The 20,002-nt window shown below is 44.0% G+C and carries 14 protein-coding genes and 1 pseudogene; 2 read left to right on the top strand and 13 right to left on the bottom strand.

All coding sequences use genetic code 11. The features are described from left to right. Positions 1-35: 35 nt before the first annotated feature. The 11 genes from mobH to H592_RS24310 all read right to left on the bottom strand — a co-directional run bounded on the left by mobH (position 36) and on the right by H592_RS24310 (position 15,900). Complete coding sequence (mobH, locus tag H592_RS0119410; RefSeq protein WP_028870238.1) at positions 36-2,186, bottom strand: MobH family relaxase; 2,151 nt, start codon at positions 2,184-2,186, stop codon at positions 36-38. Positions 2,187-2,303: 117 nt separating this feature from the next. Next, positions 2,304-4,040: an ATP-binding protein gene (locus H592_RS0119405; protein ID WP_028870237.1), complete on the bottom strand. Its 1,737-nt coding sequence runs from the start codon at positions 4,038-4,040 to the stop codon at positions 2,304-2,306. A gap of 12 nt (positions 4,041-4,052) precedes the next feature. Beyond that, positions 4,053-5,312, bottom strand: a complete 1,260-nt coding sequence (locus tag H592_RS0119400; protein WP_028870236.1) for an SIR2 family protein — start codon at positions 5,310-5,312, stop codon at positions 4,053-4,055. A 102-nt stretch (positions 5,313-5,414) separates the two neighbouring features. After that, positions 5,415-8,528, bottom strand: coding sequence for an HsdR family type I site-specific deoxyribonuclease (locus H592_RS0119395; protein ID WP_028870235.1), 3,114 nt, complete (start codon positions 8,526-8,528; stop codon positions 5,415-5,417). Further along, a complete protein-coding gene (locus H592_RS0119390; RefSeq protein WP_028870234.1) occupies positions 8,525-9,748 on the bottom strand; it encodes an AAA family ATPase in 1,224 nt (407 codons plus the stop codon). The genes H592_RS0119395 and H592_RS0119390 overlap by 4 nt, the downstream gene beginning before the upstream one ends. A gap of 1 nt (position 9,749) precedes the next feature. Then, entirely contained in the window at positions 9,750-10,958 is a 1,209-nt protein-coding gene (locus H592_RS0119385) for a restriction endonuclease subunit S (RefSeq protein WP_028870233.1), read from the bottom strand. Next, on the bottom strand, positions 10,955-12,514 hold the full coding sequence (locus H592_RS0119380) for a type I restriction-modification system subunit M (protein WP_028870232.1): 1,560 nt from the start codon (positions 12,512-12,514) through the stop codon (positions 10,955-10,957). Before H592_RS0119380 ends, H592_RS0119385 begins: the two co-directional genes overlap by 4 nt. 69 nt (positions 12,515-12,583) lie before the next feature. Continuing rightward, positions 12,584-13,507, bottom strand: a complete 924-nt coding sequence (locus H592_RS0119375) for a WYL domain-containing protein (protein ID WP_028870231.1) — start codon at positions 13,505-13,507, stop codon at positions 12,584-12,586. A gap of 317 nt (positions 13,508-13,824) precedes the next feature. Beyond that, a complete protein-coding gene (locus H592_RS0119370; protein ID WP_028870230.1) occupies positions 13,825-14,124 on the bottom strand; it encodes a hypothetical protein in 300 nt (99 codons plus the stop codon). 213 nt (positions 14,125-14,337) lie between these two features. Beyond that, entirely contained in the window at positions 14,338-15,243 is a 906-nt protein-coding gene (locus tag H592_RS0119355; protein WP_028870229.1) for a 3'-5' exonuclease, read from the bottom strand. Positions 15,244-15,663: 420 nt separating this feature from the next. Further along, positions 15,664-15,900 carry a hypothetical protein gene (locus tag H592_RS24310; protein WP_169727679.1) on the bottom strand — a complete coding sequence of 79 codons (237 nt, stop codon included), beginning with the start codon at positions 15,898-15,900 and terminating at the stop codon, positions 15,664-15,666. On the opposite strand from H592_RS24310, the gene umuD reads away from it, so the two are divergent. Further along, positions 15,899-16,348, top strand: coding sequence for a translesion error-prone DNA polymerase V autoproteolytic subunit (umuD, locus tag H592_RS0119345; RefSeq protein WP_007105028.1), 450 nt, complete (start codon positions 15,899-15,901; stop codon positions 16,346-16,348). The two genes, H592_RS24310 and umuD, sit on opposite strands and share 2 nt — an antisense overlap. 7 nt (positions 16,349-16,355) lie before the next feature. Beyond that, a pseudogene (gene umuC / locus H592_RS0119335) lies at positions 16,356-17,626 on the top strand (translesion error-prone DNA polymerase V subunit UmuC). Between the two features lie 200 nt (positions 17,627-17,826). On the opposite strand, the gene H592_RS24975 reads toward umuC, so the two are convergent. Both H592_RS24975 and tnpC read right to left on the bottom strand, forming a co-directional pair. Further along, a complete protein-coding gene (locus H592_RS24975) occupies positions 17,827-18,477 on the bottom strand; it encodes a pentapeptide repeat-containing protein (protein ID WP_084296342.1) in 651 nt (216 codons plus the stop codon). After that, positions 18,474-19,900, bottom strand: a protein-coding gene (gene tnpC, locus H592_RS0119325) for an IS66 family transposase (RefSeq protein WP_156916162.1) whose coding sequence is annotated in 2 segments (ribosomal slippage) — positions 18,474-19,708 and positions 19,708-19,900 — 1,428 coding nt in all. Because the reading frame shifts where the segments join, the coding sequence is not laid out codon by codon here. The genes H592_RS24975 and tnpC overlap by 4 nt, the downstream gene beginning before the upstream one ends. Between the last annotated feature and the right edge of the window lie 102 nt (positions 19,901-20,002).

The raw sequence follows: 20,002 nt of genomic DNA, 5'->3' as shown, positions 1-20,002 counted from the left end.
AATAACCGTTTACAATCCGCTTAACTTCAAATGGATTAACGTTTAGCGTGAGCGGTAAACAGAACCGTTTCCCCCTCATCAAACTGGCATTGGTCACTGGCCGAGATCCCCCGAAGCAGCTGTCCGGCTGGAATGCCATGCTCATTGGCGACTTGGCGTAAGGTTTGAATCGTGACGCGAATACCATCGGCACTATGATCCACGTCTGGGTAATCGCCATCGGTCAGTAAGATGGGCAAATCTTTCACAAAATTAACCATCTGTTGGCGCTGCGCGTGTTTGGGGTCAGTACTTGACTTCGCATTGGGCGCAATCGGCTTTTGCTTACGCTCCGCTCTTGTGGCGGGCTCTTTTGCTTGGGCATTGGTTGTCTCAGTTCGACTCGGTCGCGGTGAAGCCTCTTCGTCCTGAATTGCTGCCGCTGATTCTGCGTCTTGTTTGAGAAGGTCAATCAGTGCAGTAAGCCCTTTAGAAATCGATACTTTCAGCAGCAACCCTTGCTCCTGAACGCCATCTTTCGTAGTAACAGTTCTGGCCTTACGTGTCGGGTTTGCGGGATCTAGTTCAAGCCAGTCTAATCGACTGAGTTCAGCAAGCAGTTTTCGAGGTGCACACCAAGGTCTTACGGCATCGGGATAGCGGATCAGAAGCTGTTCACCAACCATAATCAACGCACTGCTGGCCTCTGGGAACCACGCCAAAGATTCAGGGAGATTCAATGCCTCTGCATCTTGCTGGTTTACGTTATTTGAGATAGCGCCATCATATGAATTGTTAGGCTTTTCGCATTCATCACCTAGAGCATTTTCAGTTGCCTGAAGGTGATTAACATCACTGGCAAGACGAAGTTCATCATGTTGGTCGGACGATTTTGACGATGGCGACTCAGCCGAATTACTGAGTTCGATTGATGATGACGCTTCAGGCAAGTCTGAATGCTCACTGGAGTGACTCTGTGGCTCTGCTTGTGTTTGCTGTGTTGCTTCCCACTCAGATTTGTTAAACAGTGTCACACCACTTGGTACATTCGAGCTGAACAATAAATCGGCCTCAGATATATGCAGCATGGGTAGCCAGATTGGCTTGCCGTCTTTGATCAGCACTTCAGGGGCAAAGCTTTCATATCGCTCATTTGAGGCAGATTTAGTGGCCAATCCTCGCTCAATGAGGATGTCCGCAAGGGTATCGGGATCTCTTGGAATGCCAGGTATCTTGTCTTTGGCCAACAGCTCAATGATTTCCTTAGCCGCGCTTTTCCAAACCAGGTAAAGATTGGTTGATTGATTCGATTTTCGTATCCAAACTCTGGCATCTCGCTGATTGACCAACCACTGGGAACTGGCAAGCAATCGCCTCATAGCATCAAGTAGATAGCGTTCGACTGGGACACCAAGGGCGTTGTCGTCAACGGAAATTCGTTGAGCTTTAAGGTCTCGCTGGACACTGGTTTGGTCGGCTTCAATGACCAGTTTAGACAGGACATGCTCTGGATCGGTATTGCCAATTGCTTCCAGCATGGCTTGCAAAATTTCAGGGCCAGGTTGTGTTAACCAGGCGAGCAACTCAGGCGTCATCACCCGGTTTAAAACCAGAATTGAGAATTGCTCGTGCCGTTTGCACCGTCCGTCGCGCCAGCGAATGAAATAGCGTTCAATGCTGTTATTTGTGGTCCACTGAGATAAGGTTTCCAAAAAAGGGTTCCACTGATAGCGTCCATCTTCATCCGTGATGGACAAGTCTGAAACGGGCTTACCAATATCATGAAACAAACCGCCAAGAGCCGCTGCAACACGCCACCTTGGCTCTAGCTCTTTTTTCTCAACCGGTGTGCCACTGGCAACAAAGATGATCCCTTCCGCTGCTTGTGCAGCCCAGAAAGCAACTTCCAACGAATGACGTAATAAACCACCAGCGCCACTGTGATGATGATGCTCAGAAGCTGGCAACAAATGAACATAAGCAGCCAGATGATCAATGCAGGGCTGAATTAGCCTTTGAAAATCACGCAGGTTAAAGCCAAGTACCTGGCGCAGTTTGGCAATTAGCTCGTCTTGTGTGGACTGCAAATCCTCGGGTGACGCAGCTGGCAACCCCTTCAGGAATGGCGGGTAGCGTGGAATTTCCGCATCCAGTTGCGATGACAGCTCCGGTAGTGCTTTTGTTTGAAAAAATAGGTTTTTGAACATAGTGAACCTCCGACACGATAGTGTGGAGGTTCATAAACTCACCGGCGGTGAATTAGATGTAAAAGAACCGCATCTATTTGACTAGGAAGTGGCGAAGCAGCTTTGTCTTAATTGAAACTAATTTTGCAAAGGTTTCCAACTTTTAGAAAAGCCAGCGCTTTTCGAAGTTGGCGCATTTGCAGGACGTTTCATTTTCACAGTCATAGGAAATGGGAAATCGACTCCTAACAACAACGCTTCTCCTTGACCCAAGACAGGGAGAAAAGATGCTGAACGTTGATCAATAGCCCCAACAGCCTTTTTTACAATTTCTTGGTCCAGCTGATTGGTCAACCTATGCACAATAAGTGTACCTATCTGACTTAAAACATCTTCAGGAATGTCACGTGGGCGCTGAGTAGCAATGATGGTATTTAAACCATACTTTCTACCTTCTTTAGCAATATTACCAAAGGCATCCAACTCAAACCTGTTCGTTTCTTCACCAATTCGCTTATTGAGAAATTGATGAGCTTCATCAATAAATACTAATAGAGGTGCACCATGATTTATTGCACCTTGCCTGGCTACAGATAACAACTTTCTACCAATGGCATTAACAAGTATTTCTCTTGAGTTTGCTTCAAATGGAACTTCAGAAAGATCTAATCTCAGCACATTATTGCTACTTATTGGCGAACAGAAATCATCAATAAGATTAGGTAATGTCTTTAATTCATCCGGGTCAATCATCCATTTTAAATTTGGGTTGTTTGAATAGGCTTTAATCCGAGCTATCAGGTTTAAACAGTGGCCAACATCATTATCAGCTCTACCTCCCCAAATAGTGGGGTTAGGATTATTAGCATTACCGCCATTGGGCCACACACACTCGTTTACAATCTGGTCAGCAATGTTTTTAAACATCCATGGAGCTGTCTGGATAGAGCTATTCATAGATAATAGAGCAGCTTCGTAAGGAGCCTTTGCTTGGCCAGATTTGTTCAAAAGATAATTTGCATTGATATCAAGGCCATGATTTTGTTTCTGCCAAAATTGCCACACTATTTTCTGGCTCTCGATAGCTGCCTCCAGTTTAGGCGCTTGGCTTTGCGCTGAAGGCCTTAAAAAGGCTCTAATATCTGAGTCTGTAAACTGCCAATGTGGAAAAGTTAACTGATTAAATGGAGTTGCTTTTGCATGATTCCCAACATAGTAACTGTCACAGCCAAGTGACTCATATTCCCCCGTCGGGTCAATAATAATTGCTTTGCCTCCGGCCTTAATCACTTGCTCGATGATGTTTGTCATCGAGTAACTTTTCCCGCCACCTGTTGCTCCTAAAATAGCGCAATGGCGTGAAAATAATTTTTCTGGGGTAACGTGAACTGTTACGGATTCATCATGCGGAAGTGAGGCTAACGGTAAATGGATTTGGCCAGGCTCTTCATCTTGTTTACCTTCAGCGATTATTGATACCAGATAAGGGTGAGCTGAATATATTTGGCTACCTAATCTCGGATGCTGCTTAATTCCTTTGTAGTTACGACCATTAGCTGGGTTCAAACTCACCAATAATTGAACAAGTCCAATTGGATGATTTTCAGATGGTTTATCAGCCAAACCGTCGACACTTAATCTCTCACCCCCCTCAATCCACACTTTCACTAAGCGCCCAAGAATCGCTGTTTCACCTATGTCGATGAATACAAATTCATTTACTTCTCCAGCGGCTATTCGATTTCCGAATGACCAACTGGGCTCACCAGATCCCGCTTTAGATAAGTTAATGATAAGCTCGGTTGCAGATACGCTAATGACGCTACCAATCCGTCTTGTTGGATCGTACGGGGAAAACCACTTTTTTCGCTCCATGAATAGTCTCCCTTATTTAATACTCGCTGTGATTTTCTCAAATGCTTTGAAGAGTTCGTCCTCGGGAGTTGTTGATCTTCGTTCAGGTAGCAGACTAGAAAACTGTTTAAACGTTGAATCCATTATCGCGATTCTGCCATCCCCATGGTCAATAGCTGCCATTAGCAGATTCCTAATCTCATTATTAAATGAACCCGTTACACTGAATGGGTCTTTCGTTGCAACCATCAGCATAAACTCAGGATTAGTCCTAAGCGCCATAGTTAGCGCATTATTTATATGCTTATCATTAAAACCAAAACCTAGGCACAATACAGCCGTTTTTGGTTGTTTAACTACTTCCAAAAAAGAAGTCATCATATCTAAGTAAGGAGAATCATAAGATGTCTGATATTTGCTACTGCTTGGATAGATAAAAACAGGTTCACCAATTTTGCTATCAGAACCTAGCTTTCTAACTCTGCCGTTAAATTTTCTCCAGTCCACAGAGCCATGCATCTTGTATAGCTGAACCACATTGGATATGTATGCGCCTTCACTGCTCTTGGAGTGTCCACGGTTCACTATGTCATACTTGAACCACATAGGATTAAAAAAAGAGGGGTTAGAAAACTCAAAACCATCAATAACAACAAAACCAGTATTTGATGCCGCGTGCTCAAAAGCCAAGTCATAATTAGTCGTGAAAAGTTTAAGTCGTTGTTGCTGAGCACTCCTTCTACCTACTGCACGCATAAATTTATCATGACTAACCCAGTCTGATTCAGGGATCGATTCAGTAAAGGTAGTTTTAGCTAAAATTATGTTTTTGGCTTGCTCAAGGAACTTACTTACTTGATTAATTCTTTGATTTGAAAGGTTCCCAACGGCTAAAGAGGAATCGCAAAGAGACAATAATAGTTCAATGTCAGGCTTTGCATCTCCGTTTTCTTCACGATGTTTTTGAAGAGCATCATAATTTGTTGCCTTCAAAACCAATTGGAAAAGATTCTCATCTGCTTTTTTACAATAGTCCCAAAGGTGCCACATACTTGGAGCGATAGGCGCTTTGTTCTGCTGAGAAAGCTTATTAAATGTTAAAGACGTGCCTGAACCAGCCAGTATGACTAAGTTATCAGTATCTAAAACTTTATTGATAAAACGAAAAAATGTGGCCAGCTCGTCATCTAAGTCATCATTAGAAAGATCAATTTCTATTGGCTCTCTCTTCGAAGACGCGGAGTTCCTTTTTATGTCTGATGACAAAAACCTTACTATGTTTTCATTTTCCATTTTTTAATTCACCTTCCACGTAAAAGATAACCAGCCTAGAAATCAATAAATTTCAGACGCTTGCGCTATTTGACTTCGTTCCTGAACAGCACGTAATAATACTTATATCTGCCCACCCACACCTTTGAATTTCTCAACAAAAGCGGCAATTTTCTGAAAAACCGTTTGCTTCTGGGTTCGGTACTGTGGGTTCAATGGGCTAAGTTTGGGCAGCGCCTCATTAAGTGCAGTGCCATTTTCAGAGGCGTACTCACGTTTGAGTGATGACGCAATATAGCGTTTGGCAGCATCGATATTGAGCTTTTCAGAGGCAATAATGGCATCGGCTTCACGCTTCTGCTCCGCCTGGGCGAATTTGAAGAAAGCGTCGATAATGCTGGCTTTGTCATTGATCTCATCTAGGTTTGTCTGGTTAATAAAATCAACCACCAAGCTCTCTTTCGCTCTATTGCCAAGGCTACCACGAATCATACGGCGGACTTCTTCAATCAAGCCTTCTTTGCTCTTGTTCTTCTTATTGTGATCAAAAATAAGTTCAAGAATATAATCGAGGTTTATTTCCTGAGATTTAAGCAAATCAATTTCAAAGACCACGTCGTCCCAGTCTACCGTTGACTTATCTTTGTCCTGACCTTCTTTATCGCGTCGCAACCAGTCGCGGGTATCGTTGTAGGTAGAGCGATAATCTTGAATAGCACGTTCGCTCGGCATATCGATGGTTTGCATTGCCTCGATGTCAGCATCGTCCAGATAGTACTTTGATTTGAACTCTTCAACAGCTTGTTCATCACTGGTATCTAGGTTTTGCAGTGCTTTCAAGCCAGCAAATTCATCGTAGTTTTGTAAAATATTTTCTGCTTTTAGGTATTCACCAAACAGCTTGGCAAATTCTTTTTTATCTTGTTCTTTTTCAATATTTTCTGGGTTTGGAAAGCGTTCTTGCAGCTCTTTGACGATATCAACAAAACCTCGACGCGCCTGCCCAGTAGCAATATCGTTAAAACCTTCCATGTATTCTTTGTAGCTCTTCTCCAACACCACGTTTTTGGTGTTTTTGTCACCAAACAAGGTGATGGCATCAATGGTTGCCTGTTCCAAGTCCCGGAAGGTAACAATATTGCCAAAGGTCTTCGTTGCATCATAAATGCGATTAGTGCGAGAAAACGCCTGCATCAAGCCGTGATAGCGCAAATTCTTGTCAACAAACAAGGTATTGAGCGTAGGCGCATCAAAGCCCGTTAAAAACATACCGACCACTATGAGCAGATCTATTTCTTGATTCTTCACGCGCTGGGCAAGGTCACGGTAGTAGTTCTGGAAGCCATTACTATCCACGCCATAGTTAGATTTAAACATGGCGTTGTAATCGTTAATCGCGGCGCTCAAAAACTCTTTCGCGCTGCTGTTCATCGCGCTAACTTCAAAGCTCTCATCTAAAATATCACCAATGGCGTCCTGCTCTTCATTGGCTGCAAATGAGAAGATAGTCGCAATGCGCAGAGGCTTACTTGTGGGTCCATTCTCAGCCTCGGCCTGCAATGTCTTGAAGGTTTCATAGTACGCTTTCGCCGCATCAACACTACTTACCGCAAACATGGAGTTAAACCCTTTGGCACCAGAATAGGCTCGATGCGTTTTCTGGTTAAAATGGTTCAGAATATACTGCGAGATTTCACGAATGCGCATCGGGTGTAAGAACGCTTTCTTGTTCTCCGCCGCACTGAGTTTCTTCTCATCCTGCTCGGTCTCAATGCTCTTAAATTGAGGACGAACATCGTTATAGTCCACTTTGAACTTGAGTACTTTTTCATCACGAATGGCATCAGTGATCACATACGTGTGCAACTGCTGGCCAAACACGCTGCCCGTAGTTTCAGCACCCAAGGCGTTCTCAGGGAAAATTGGCGTACCGGTAAAACCAAACTGGTAGTACTTTTTGAATTTCTTCTTCAGGTTTTTCTGCGCTTCACCGAACTGGCTTCGATGACACTCATCAAAAATAAAGACAACTTGCTTGTTGTATATCGCTAAATCGCTTTCGCTTTTGATTAAGTTATTGAGCTTTTGGATCGTGGTGACGACAATCTTGTTATCGTCTTTATCCAGGTTACTCTTAAGCCCTGCGGTACTGTCTGAACCGTTCACACTATCGGGTGAGAAGCGCTGATACTCTTTCATCGTTTGATAGTCGAGGTCTTTTCTGTCCACCACAAAAAAGACTTTATCGATACAGTCTAAATCGGTGGCCAAACGTGCCGCCTTAAAGCTAGTGAGTGTTTTTCCTGAACCTGTGGTGTGCCAAATGTACCCACCGCTCTCGGTGTTGCTCCAGTTCTTAGCGTTAAACGCACTCTTTATCTTCCATAAAATGCGCTCAGTGGCCGCAATCTGGTAGGGGCGCATTACAAGTAAGGTATTGCTGACGTCAAACACCGAGTAACGCAAGATCACTTCAAGCAGCGTCTCTTTCTGGAAAAACGTGGCGGTAAAGTCTTTTAAATCCTTGATCAGCGTATTGTCTGACTTCGCCCAGTTCATCGTAAAGTCGAAGCTATTTTTGTCTCGTTTAGTGGTATTGGCAAAATAGCGCGTGTCGGTGCCATTAGAGATCACAAACAGCTGCAAGAACTTGTACAACGAGTTCTCTGCATTAAAGCTTTCTTTGCTGTAGCGATGTATTTGGTTAAACGCCTCACGGATCGCCACACCACGCTTTTTCAGTTCAATTTGCACCAAAGGCAAACCATTGACCAAAATCGTCACATCATAACGGTTAGCATGGCTTCCCGTTTGCTCAAACTGCTTAATGACCTGCACTTTGTTACGAGCAATGGTCTTCTTGTCGAACAGATAGATATTTTCTATATGGCCATCATCGAAGACAAAATCGAAGATATAGTCACTGTGCACCTTGCGGGTTTTATCAAGAATATTGTCGCTGGGTGTGTTCAGGTATTGCTCGCAAAAGCGAGCCCACTCGGCATCAGTAAACTCGACCTTATTGAGGGCTTGTAATTGTTTACGCACATTCGCCATCATGGCATCGGGCGTGGTTAGCGCAGGTAAATATTCATAGCCCTGATTAACTAAGTCTTGGATCAGTTCACGCTCTAAATCACCTTCGCTCTGGTAGCCCTCAGCAATTTGGTCTTGGCGTGTGTATTTATCTAAAACAATAAAGTTATTCGATTCTGCAATACTTTTATAGCTGGTCATTGTAACTCCTGCTTCTTGAAGCCATATGTTCTAAACAAGTGATTGACTAAAGCTTCAAGATTTTCCTTATCTTTTTCTTCAATATCTGTAATTTCTTCCCCAGCATGTGCAGAGTGGCTGGCCAAGTTAAGAATTCTGTTTGAAAATGGATCAGGTGAGCCATCAGCGGTTTTTATCAAAAGATCTTCCCAGCGCGGATACCCAAGGAAAGTAGCGGTTTTTTCTAAAATATTTCTCATGAATGAAAAGTGATACTTTCTTACTTGTTTATTTTTAATAGCTTCACGAATTTCAGATAATAAGAATAGATGATACGAAAAGGGGTGATCATTCGAACTGAACAGTTCGAAAGTTTCGTCAATATTTTTAACAAGCCGATGCTTTTCTGATTGATCTCGTTTATACAACCACCTTGGGCTTTTACCTACTAATGGATTTTTAAGGTCGTTATTTAACTCATTGTGTAAAACATTATAAAACAATGGGCTATGTGTCGTGATGACGAATCTTAGACCGCGTCCTTCAAAGTAATAGCTTCTTTTGATTAAGTCAGCTAAATCAACGGCCAATTCAATAAGGTGGGTATCATCCAATGAACTCACTGGATCATCAATAAACACATATTCCAACTTATCAAATTTACTATCATCTCGTTTGGCCGGGTCAGGCTGTTCGAGAATCGACGTGACCTCCTGCAATAATGTATAAAAAACACTCCAGATAAAGTTTCGTTCTTCACCCTTTGATATTTTTAAAATCCCTGAACTTTCAGAGCCAGTTTCAAAAGAAAATGTCACTTCAGGGTATGTTTTTTCTCCTGTTTTTTTGCCTGCAATAATCACATCATTTTCGTGAAATAACGGCATAAGCTTATCGCTAGTATAGCGCTGAAAGTTTTTTACAATATCGGTATCGCCTCGTTCCCTAAGAATCCAGTCAGTGAATGTGTTTGACTGTATTTTCAGTTTTGGCTCTATATCGTTCAATAAATCGTTGTCCCAATAAAACAGGTCTTCCGTAAAGGCGTTGTAGTACAGGAACTTATCACGAGATTTTTCAACATCTACGTCAGCTTCATCATCCTGTGAAGAAGGAACTATTTCCTCCTTAAAAGCTCGTGACAAACGCGTTTTGCCTGTTCCATTAAAGGCATAGATCAACTGTACTTTTTTATTCTTGCGGATTAAGTCTTTAGCTATATTCTTTAGTTCCTTACCCATATTAAGCTGCCGCCTCTTCAGGTTTGGGAAAGCTCAACAACAGGTCACGATAATACTCGTATTGCTTTCGACGTAACTCGATTTCGCGTGGAAGACCTTCTTTAATTGAAGTGGTTAACATGTCAAACTTGTCTAAAATTTCCACAATTCGCTCCTGTTCTGTAATAGAAGGAACTGGAACTTCTAACTTAGCTAAATCAGATTTATTCACTGCTGGAACACCACCTTCTTTTTTTAATCCTAATAACAGCTGATTTTTCGACTGAAGAATATAAAAAAGGTACTTATTGATTAGTGCTTTGTTATCTATAGAGCGTATTTTGTAACAAAGGGGGCCTAACCAAAATGACTTATTTTGGTAACCAACAAAGCCAATGCCACCTTGCCCTCTTGATGGGGTCGTCACAGTATCGCCCTCACAATTACTCAGAGCACAATATCCAGACCGAGTTGTCCCCGCATTGATGTAATCAAACTCCGCCTCTGTATCCAAGATTTCAGATGGCTTCTGACCAGTATTTATTTCTGCGATTTTCCCTAATGCCTTCCACTCAACGTCACCCTCTTCAAAACTTAGCAACTTATCGCGGTAGTAGTTGTATTGTTTTTTACGCATGTTAAGCTCGGCGGTCAGCTCGGCGGTCAGCTCGGCGGTCATGGCGGTAAATGCGTCCAGAACACGCACTATTTCAGCTTGTATTGCCAGCGATTTTTCTGGGTTATCTGGGCATGGGATAGGGATACTAAAGTCTTTGACCTTCGCATCAGAAATAGCTGGATATGCAGAACCACTCTGATTCTCTTCAAGGTACTTTTTAAAATCACTTGAGGAAATCAAATGCAAAATCCACTTAGATAGAGTCACATCCCTTTTCACTCGCAATACACAATATCCTGTGCTCGCAACTGCTCCATCATATTCCTCATCAATTAAGCAATAGCGCATTTGTGTCGGACGAGTTGTTGCAAATAATACATCGTCTTTTTTTACAAGTTTTTGAGCACGGCTGGGCGCATTGCTAGCTTTTACCTCTGTTGTTTCTATTATTTTTTTTGTATCAACGCTGACTGAAGTTAGATCAATATACTGATGGCGTTCAGAAGTTTCACGCCACTTTATATTTGTAGTTCGCTCAGTAACTTCGCTGATCGGAAACCAAACCACTTCAACACCATCGAGTAGTTTCTCTACATAACTAAAATCGTTCATGCCTCAACCTCCTCACCGTCAATTTCAGCAACTATGGCATCAATATCACTGCGAAGTCGGTCTATTTTCGCAACGGTAATTTTAAGCTCAGCATTGAGCTTATTTATGTCTACTAACTCACGAGTATCTTCGGACTCTACATAACTGCTCACCGAAAGGTTGTAACCATTGCCTGCTATGATCTCCAATTCAACCGATTTAGCAAAATGATCCACGTTCTCTTTGCTGGCAAACACTCTCATGATGTCTTCGATGTGCTGATCAGACAGTACGTTGTTATTGGTTTCTTTTTTAAACAAACCGCTGGCATCAATAAACTGGGTGGCGGTGTCGGTTTTGTGCTTAGACAGCACCAAGATATTCACGGAAATGGTGGTGCCAAAGAACAGGTTAGGTGCCAGTGAAATCACTGTTTCAACATAGTTGTTATCAACCAGATATTGGCGAATTTTTTGCTCAGCACCGCCACGGTAAAAAATACCGGGGAAGCAAACAATCGCTGCACGACCTTTGCTTGATAGGTAACTAAGTGCATGTAATACAAAAGCAAAGTCTGCTTTTGATTTTGGCGCGAGAACACCTGCGGGCGCAAAGCGGTCATCGTTGATTAGGGTTGGGTCGTCACTACCAATCCATTTAACCGAATAAGGCGGGTTAGAGACAATGGCATCAAAGGGCTTGTCGTCTAAAAAGTGAGGTTCGGTTAAGGTATCGCCCAACTGAATATTAAACTTGTCGTAGTTAATGTTGTGCAAAAACATATTCATACGCGCCAAGTTGTAGGTAGTGTGGTTGAGCTCTTGGCCATAAAAACCATCTTCAATGATATGCGCATCAAAGTGCTTTTTGGCTTGTAAGAGCAACGAGCCTGAACCCGCCGCCGGGTCATAGATTTTATTCACACTGGTTTGGCCGTGCATGGCCAGCTGCGCGATCAATTTTGAAACGTGCTGAGGGGTGAAAAATTCACCACCGGATTTACCCGCATTGGCGGCATAGTTTGAAATCAGGAACTCGTAGGCATCACCGAATAAATCAATTTGGTTGTCTTCGAAGTTACCGAAAGTTAAACCTGCCACGCCTTTTAACACAGCTGCCAGGCGTTTGTTTTTTGCCTCTACCGTATTACCCAGACGATTACTGGTGGTATCAAAATCCGCAAACAAGCCTTTGATGTCTTTTTCTGAATCATAGCCATTGGCTGAGTTTTCGATTGCAGCAAAAATTGCTGCCAAATCCGTATTTAAATTTTCGTTTTTGTGTGCATTAGCCGCCACATTGCTAAACAACTGGCTAGGGTAAAGAAAATAGCCTTTGGTTTTAATGGCATCTTCTTTAGCAAACTTGATGTTTTCATCATCGTCAGACATGGCAGCATAGTTAACACTCTCGTCACCGCCTGTGATGTAGTTGACAAAGTTTTCACTGATAAAACGGTAGAACAGCGTACCCAGTACATATTGTTTAAAATCCCAACCATCCACTGAGCCTCTTACATCGTTGGCAATCGCCCATATTTGGCGTTGAAGTTCGGCACGTTGTTGTAAACTTGTCATTTGTTAATTCCTGCTTTTAATTCGTCATAATTCGTTTATGGGTTACGCAATGTTCACTGTCGTCGAACATCATTCGTTAAACCCTGGAGCTAAATTCAAATTTCCGACCCCGTAGAGTGTCGGAGTATTCTTTAACCAAAGTTGGTATTCAGTGCCTTGAAGGCTGTGTGCTTTGGAACAATCCACATGCCATTGGCGAAGCAAATACCCAGCGGTTGCTGCTCTAATCTCAACCTTTAGAACGCCACCCGTCATGCCATAGTCCAGGTCTATCGCCTCGCTGTGTTCAATACGTGGATGCGGCACTAACTCCAGCTCAACAAATCGGTTCCATTGCCGATCTTGGGTTTCGAGCTCGGTTTCAGATAAAGTGGAGTCTTCAAGCACAATCGCTGCTTTAATGCGGGTCAATACAAAGTCACGGAACTCATTATGCTTGCGATCAAAACCACGAACGTGCCAACGCAGGCCATTGTCCACCAGCGTATGCGGTACAATTTCACGCGTTGTTTCACCGCTCGATAACGACACATAGGTGATACTCAAGGCTTTGCCTTTGTGTATGGCCTCGGTGACTTTCGCCACTATCGATAAACTGGGCTTGTTAAGGTGATAAGGCGCTTCACAAGCCAGTGGTGGTTTTACCTTTCCAGTAAAGCCATCTCCGTACCCTTGGCTAATGGTTGCCAGTGTTCTCACAACGTCGTAGTCGAACAAGGGCTCAAAAGCTTCACCGCGCTTATGCAACTTGAGCTTTTGGTCATACTCAATGTTGCCTGGCGCAAGCTCTCGGTACATTGTGAAGTCTTTCGTTGCTTGTGCAGCGGCTATGCTGAAGCGATCGACTAAATCCGCCCGTACAGCTTCTCCCTTAAACAGTAAGGTGAAATCGATGTGGGCAATGCGATCCCTGGTTGCTTGTGGCAACTGCGCTATCTGCGAAAGCCTATCTGACTTCGCCACTACCGTTTGTTTCAGAGCATCATTTGTCATGCGTCTTGTTTATCCAATTCAACCAGATTCTTAAAACTCTGTTTATAAAGTACGGTCAGACATCGCGTAATCACATTGAAAAGCGTCACTCAATGCTGCTCTTTATCCGCAATGACTAATCAATCTCTATTGGTTGAAGCTGGACAGATGGCCATAAAACACTGAATAGGCTTCAACCTAATTAATTTTATTAGGTATCATCCTATCACAAATTATTTTGTAGGGAAGACTAAGCGGCAACTTTTTGATCTGGATTGCAATTGCCGCTCAGGCATGGGCATGAAGACCTTGTTTCGTGTCATTGGTGATAGCCGAGTTCAATGCGCTACCCGAACCAGTGACACCACGATGTTACCGCGATGAGATCCCCCTTTATCCGTCTCTTTAGACATCAGGGCTCGTTGCTCACTCTCCCGAACGCGCCTAGCAACTTCTGCCTGGGCTGGTAGCAATGGCAGCATCCCTTCAGCAATCGCGTCCGGTGCAGACTCTTGGCCACAGGACATCAAATGCTTCCATGGATCTTTAAGAAAGCGCTCGAACGTGATGCCAAATTCAATGATGCGGGCAGAGACGAAGATTTCGCCCCAGTATTCAATGTAGGTGTCTTGGTACATGGAAAGATTCCTCTTGTTGGTTATATACCCTGCCTACTTGCAGCCGCAGCGGTGTTACCTGCATTCGCTCACCCCAATCACATAGAAGATCTATGCTCATGGGGACTCGCTCACTTGCCGCCTAGCTGCAACACCAAGTAGTTTGGGTATAACGTAAGTTCACTTTCCATTTTCCAGAGGTTTTCAAATATGCAAGGCTTACCTTGTAGAAAGCTACAAGGCTTTAAATCGATTGCGAGCATCTTTGTAGTCATAGTGGGCATGTTCTGAACCACGATGATACAAATCATCCAGGTAAGTTTGTTCCTGCGGCAACTCGTCTTCGCTGATTTCGCGCCACCAATGTTTGTTAGCACCTTTAACACCGTCATGCCAGCGGTAACCACGCTCTTTTAAATAGTCCTTTACGTCAAACGGCGCACCAAACGCACGAACTAACACAGTTCGCCTGTCTGCTTCAGACAACAAGTTTGCAACGGACTCGGGCAACAAATGAAACAACCAGGCCATCGCCAAACAATCGGTTGCAGCTCGGTGTCCTTCATAAAACCAACCTAAGCGAAGCAGCAGGTACTCAAGCTTTCGACTTTCAAAACCCAGCGCCTTCCAATCTATGCCACTGGCTGAACAGGCCCAAGATAGATGGCCTAATGCGGCAAACCGCTTTTCAAAGAAAGGACGATCAAACTGTGCATTGTGCGCAACCACCAGCGGATCATCGGAGAACCAACTCGCAACCAGTGCATCATCAATGCGCTGGCCTTGCACCATCTCATCGGTAATACCGGTTAACTCGGTGATCAGCTCGGGGATTGGCTTGCCGGGATCTTCATACAAGCTGATCACATCAACAATCGACACAATCCGCTTAGCCGAGGGGCTGTAAAGCACCTTAACCATACCAAGCTCAATAATGGACTCGTCATCGGCAGACAGTCCAGTTGTCTCTGTATCGAGCAGCACCATTGGCTGTTCATCACCGACCATAGCAGAAAGTTCAAGTGGCCAGGACTGCGGTTCACGCGTTAATGGAATGCGCTCCAGCAATCTAAAATCTTCTGGTCTTTCTGGGATATCCGCCAGGCGCTCTAGCGGAAATGGCGCAGGGGCTCTTGTCATTGATGGTTCCTCTTCAATTCTATTATTCGCTTTGGGTTATTTCACTGTGCCCTGTTCGTTTATAAACGCATTTGTACAAAATGCACCTTGGATACCTCAGCGTTTTTTTAATCTTTCTACTGGGTGAACCTATGTATGAAGGCTTTGACTAAGCCTTTCAGAAAGCCTTAGCTAAACCGTTTAGGTAACCCTTACCGATACCCTTTACGTATGGCTTAGCCAACCCCTTTTCAAACGGTTGAAAAAGGCTTTAACTGAGTTCGACTGAGCATTTTAATGATGCTCCTGACTTCGCTTTAAGCCAGTAAATTCAATACGAAGCAGAATTTTACTAACTGTTTTTAAACCCTTTGCAAAGGGTTCAACAAGCCTTGTTTGACGGTTACTTGACCCATGCGTTAACCAGTAGCAGTAACAGGATCAGTAACAGAAACAAGAGCAGTAGGCAGAAGCAGTATTGTCCAAGCCTTGCAGGCTTTGACGAGGGCGAGCGGTCCCCCACATCAAGCTTTTCAACACAAAAAAGAAATCGCCCACGACACAACGTCTTACTCGAACAACTACAGTTTTACCTACAATTTTACTTGTAGAAATCAGCATAGCATTAGATACTGTATAAACAAACAGTATCAATTGCGATTTTTCGAGGTTCGTCATGAGTGTCTCGCTGATAGGCCGTAGCGGCGCACTTGCCTTCATCAAAGCCAAGCGCCTTCGTATTCCATTGTTCATGGAACGTGTTTCTGCTGGTTTTCCCTCACCAGCGCAGGATTATGTTGAGCAAACGCTCGACCTTAACGAGCTGTGCATCAAACGACCGGCTGCAACGTTCTTTGTGCGTGTTGAAGGTGATTCAATGATTGATGCCGGGATTCACCCAGATGATATTTTGGTGGTTGATCGCTCTGTCCAAGCAGAACACGGTGACATTGTCATAGCGGGAATCCATGGAGAACTCACGGTAAAGGAGCTTCAACTAAGGCCGTGCGTCATGCTGATCCCAAGAAACCAGGTGTATGAGCCCATTCATATTCCTGAAGGGACAGAGTTAGAGATATTTGGTGTGGTCACCAATGTGGTGCGAAACATGCGCCGTAAGTCGTGACTGTCCCATGCCTGTATTTGCCTTGGTGGACTGCAACAACTTTTACGCCAGTTGTGAGAAGCTGTTTCGTCCTGATTTAAAAGATACGCCGGTTGTGGTGCTGTCCAACAACGACGGCTGCGTGGTTGCACGCTCGCGTGAAGCTAAGTTACTCGGTATTAAAATGGGCGTACCCGTTTTTCAAATCAAAGCTGAAATGCAGCGCCATGGTATTTTGGCATTCTCGTCCAACTGTATGAGCTGTACGCAGATTTGAGCAGTCGAGTGATGCGCACTTTGGAGGAGATGGCACCACGAGTAGAGGTCTACTCCATTGACGAAGCGTTTTTGGATTTAACCGGTATTGAGTCTGCCATATCCCTTGTCGAGTTCGGACAACAAGTGCGAGAGCGCATAGGCCACTGGATTGGGATCACCGTCTGTGTAGGCATTGCACCGACTAAAACACTCGCCAAGCTGGCTAACCATGCCGCCAAGAAATACCCCGCCACTCAGGGGGTTGTAGACCTGACCAATCCAGATCGGCAACGTCGATTGCTCGCATTAGTCCCGGTTGATGATGTTTGGGGCGTTGGTAGACGGCTTTCTAAGCGTTTAAATGCGTTGGGTATCACCACAGCCTTAGACCTCGCCAATGCCTCTCCTAGAACCATCAGAGACCAGTTCTCGGTGGTTTTAGAGAGAACCGTCAGAGAGCTCAATGGTGAGTCGTGCATTGAACTTGAAGAGATCCCGCCAACTAAGAAACAAATTGTCTGTAGCCGTTCATTTGGCGTAAAAGTGACGCACTTTGAATTGTTACGTGAAGCCGTATGCGAATACGCAACCCGCGCCACTGAGAAGCTTCGCAAAGAACAGCAGCAAGCCAAAGTGATGACCGTGTTTATACGTACCAGCCCCTTTAAGGACAACGAGCCGCAGTACAGCAGCTCTGCATCGGGTGAGTTGCTGATCCCCAGTTGCGATACGCGGGACTTTATCGAGCTGGCCAATCACTTACTCAAGCGGATTTGGAAGGATGGTTTTCGTTATGCCAAAGCGGGCGTCATGCTGTCTGACTTTTACGATCCAGGCATGTTTCAACCAGGACTATTCGATGACGTATCGACCCGCTCCAATAGCCAACAGTTAATGTCTGTATTGGACACCATTAACCAAAGCGGTGCCGGAAAGGTTTTCTTTGCTGGACAAGGTACGAAGAAAGATTGGTCGATGAAGCGAGAGCATTTGTCTCCCGCTTATACAACACGCTGGGACCAGTTACCGCGAGTGAAATAATGAAATAAATGTAAATTAACCACACAGCTAGACATAGAAAGGAGCTTTACTAAAAGTTTATAGGCACAAAGAACAAAAAATGCTGTCACTGTCATAAAATCCAACACCATAGGCATCACCTCCACTAACGTTTTAACGACTTCAACTTTCAACCCGCATCGGTCCGTAGACTGGTATCCGTCCGTTATCGTAGGTATTTTCTATGTTGCTGTGGGCCGGGTAATGTCTAAGCTATCAGGATTTCCAACCCTCCGCAAGAATGCCGAAATATAACTCAATGTATAGAATTCGGACTCTAGTGTGTTTAGCTTCGACAAGTTATTGATTAGGTAGTTAACTCCGAATTCATCAAGCAAAAAATCCAGTGCAATTGTATTTACTTTGCCGCCCTTCCTATGAAGCACCCCGGATTTTCTTATACAAGGATTCTCTCTCAAAACATCAACAATACTCATTAAATCAGAAGGATACTGAGCACCATCAGGAAAACTGTTATATACCTTGCTGTTTTGAAACTGCTTACATGCATGAGTGTTAGTACTTAAAATATAACAATCAACAAATTCGACACCATGTAACTGCATACGCTCAAAGGAAGTTGAAATCAATATGCATCTTTCAAACTTAAGGCCGTCATGTGTACACTTTTTAAAATGAGCTCCCTGTAAAAAACAGTTTTCAAATCTCACATTATTGAGATTGCAATATTTGAACTTTGCACCAACCAGAGATGTATTTTTGAAATGTGACCCGCTGAATACGGAGCTAAAACTCGAAGTTTTATTGAAGTTTTGTAAGCGTTCACCGAGGTATCTTGACTTACCATGTTTGAAGAGAACCGTGTGGTTTATAAGTCAAAGACGTTGGGGTACGGCCTCTTCGCCACAACAGCCGTGATGATCTCACTCAATACGGACATTGCCGATAAGCCACGTTTTTTGCAGGTTTCGATGAGGGTATGTATCCTACTGCGGAATTTATCGCCTGCATCCGAGGCCGTTCCGAAGCTGATTTTCCTTTGGATTACAAAGCCTCTAATACATCGCTCAGCTTCATTATTGGTTAAGGGGATTGACGTTTTCTTGAGGAAAACCCACAAGCTCTCTCTATGTTTGAGCAATAACTTGCATCGCCCCCGATACCGCTTGACCATGACATCAGTCCCTTTGCTCAACCAATGATCGAACGATTTCTGCAACCTACGCATTCTTCGTAAGTACAGCGGATAATTTAACTCATCTTGTTCATAACGATGCCGAGTATGGAAAATGACGTTCGTCAGCAAACAAAGATGTCTGCCAATATAAGCGGTGTGACCACCGCCACTATAATCCGCCATTTGCTGAAGGTTACGCTTCACATGTGCCCAACATAACTGATGACGGTCTGCGGCTATCCAGTTATAGCTTGGACACTGGTCGCTGACCACAATTCCTGCATAGTCTTCATCAATGACCTTTTTCGCTGATGAGGTCGAGCGCGAATAAAGTATTTGTTCATAGACAAGGTCATCACTTGCCACTAACCAACACCAACGAAGGCTCGTTTCATCATTTCGGTGATGCGAGGTCTCGTCAGCATGAACCAAAGGCGCTTTTTTTAACGCTTGTTTTATCGCTTGATGCAATGGCGTTAGCATTGAAGCGACTTTCGTTTGCGCTTCGCTAATCGCACCAACAGAAAATGTTGTGCCGAGTTGCTCTTTGAGCAGTGATTGGATTTTTCGAACGCTAAGGTGATATTGTCCTGCAAGCACACCGATGTAGCTTAATAAATTGGGACCAATAACCCCTTGTGATGCATTGTCAGGCTTTTGAGCTTTCACTGTTTCCTTGCAGTGGCGACATTGACCTGAGAATAAACGGTATTCAGTGATATCGACAGTGGGCTTGGGAATATCAAAGACTTGGTGTCGGTAGTAAGGGCCACCATGAACATCAATGTCAGACCGATCGCAACAAGGACAACTATCAGGGAAGCAATCGATAATGATATCCGTGTCTTTTAATGGGGAGAGTTTTCGTTGATGCCCTGTGTGGCCTTCTTTAGCTCCTCTCGAATTGCGACCACCAGAGCTTTCATCTTTTTTCGCTCATGGCGATCTTTAGGACTGTCTGATGAGGGCGATTTTGAAGAATTTTTGGAGCTAGTGGTAAGCTTATCTTCATAATGTCGGAGCTGTTCCCACAGCTCATCAATAAGCACCTTAGCCTCATTCAAATCAGAGACTTTAGGTGGCGCGTCTTGGTATTTAGGAGCTTTTTTTCTAGTCATGCAACTATGATGACGCTCTAAAATGATCACTCAATACCTAAAGTGGGATCAAGTGCTAGATGTCACAGTTTTTATGTCAATAGGGCTTGGTGAACACTTACG

The organism is Psychromonas arctica DSM 14288, from assembly GCF_000482725.1.
Lineage (GTDB): Bacteria > Pseudomonadota > Gammaproteobacteria > Enterobacterales > Psychromonadaceae > Psychromonas > Psychromonas arctica.
This window is presented reverse-complemented; position numbering and strand designations above follow the sequence as displayed.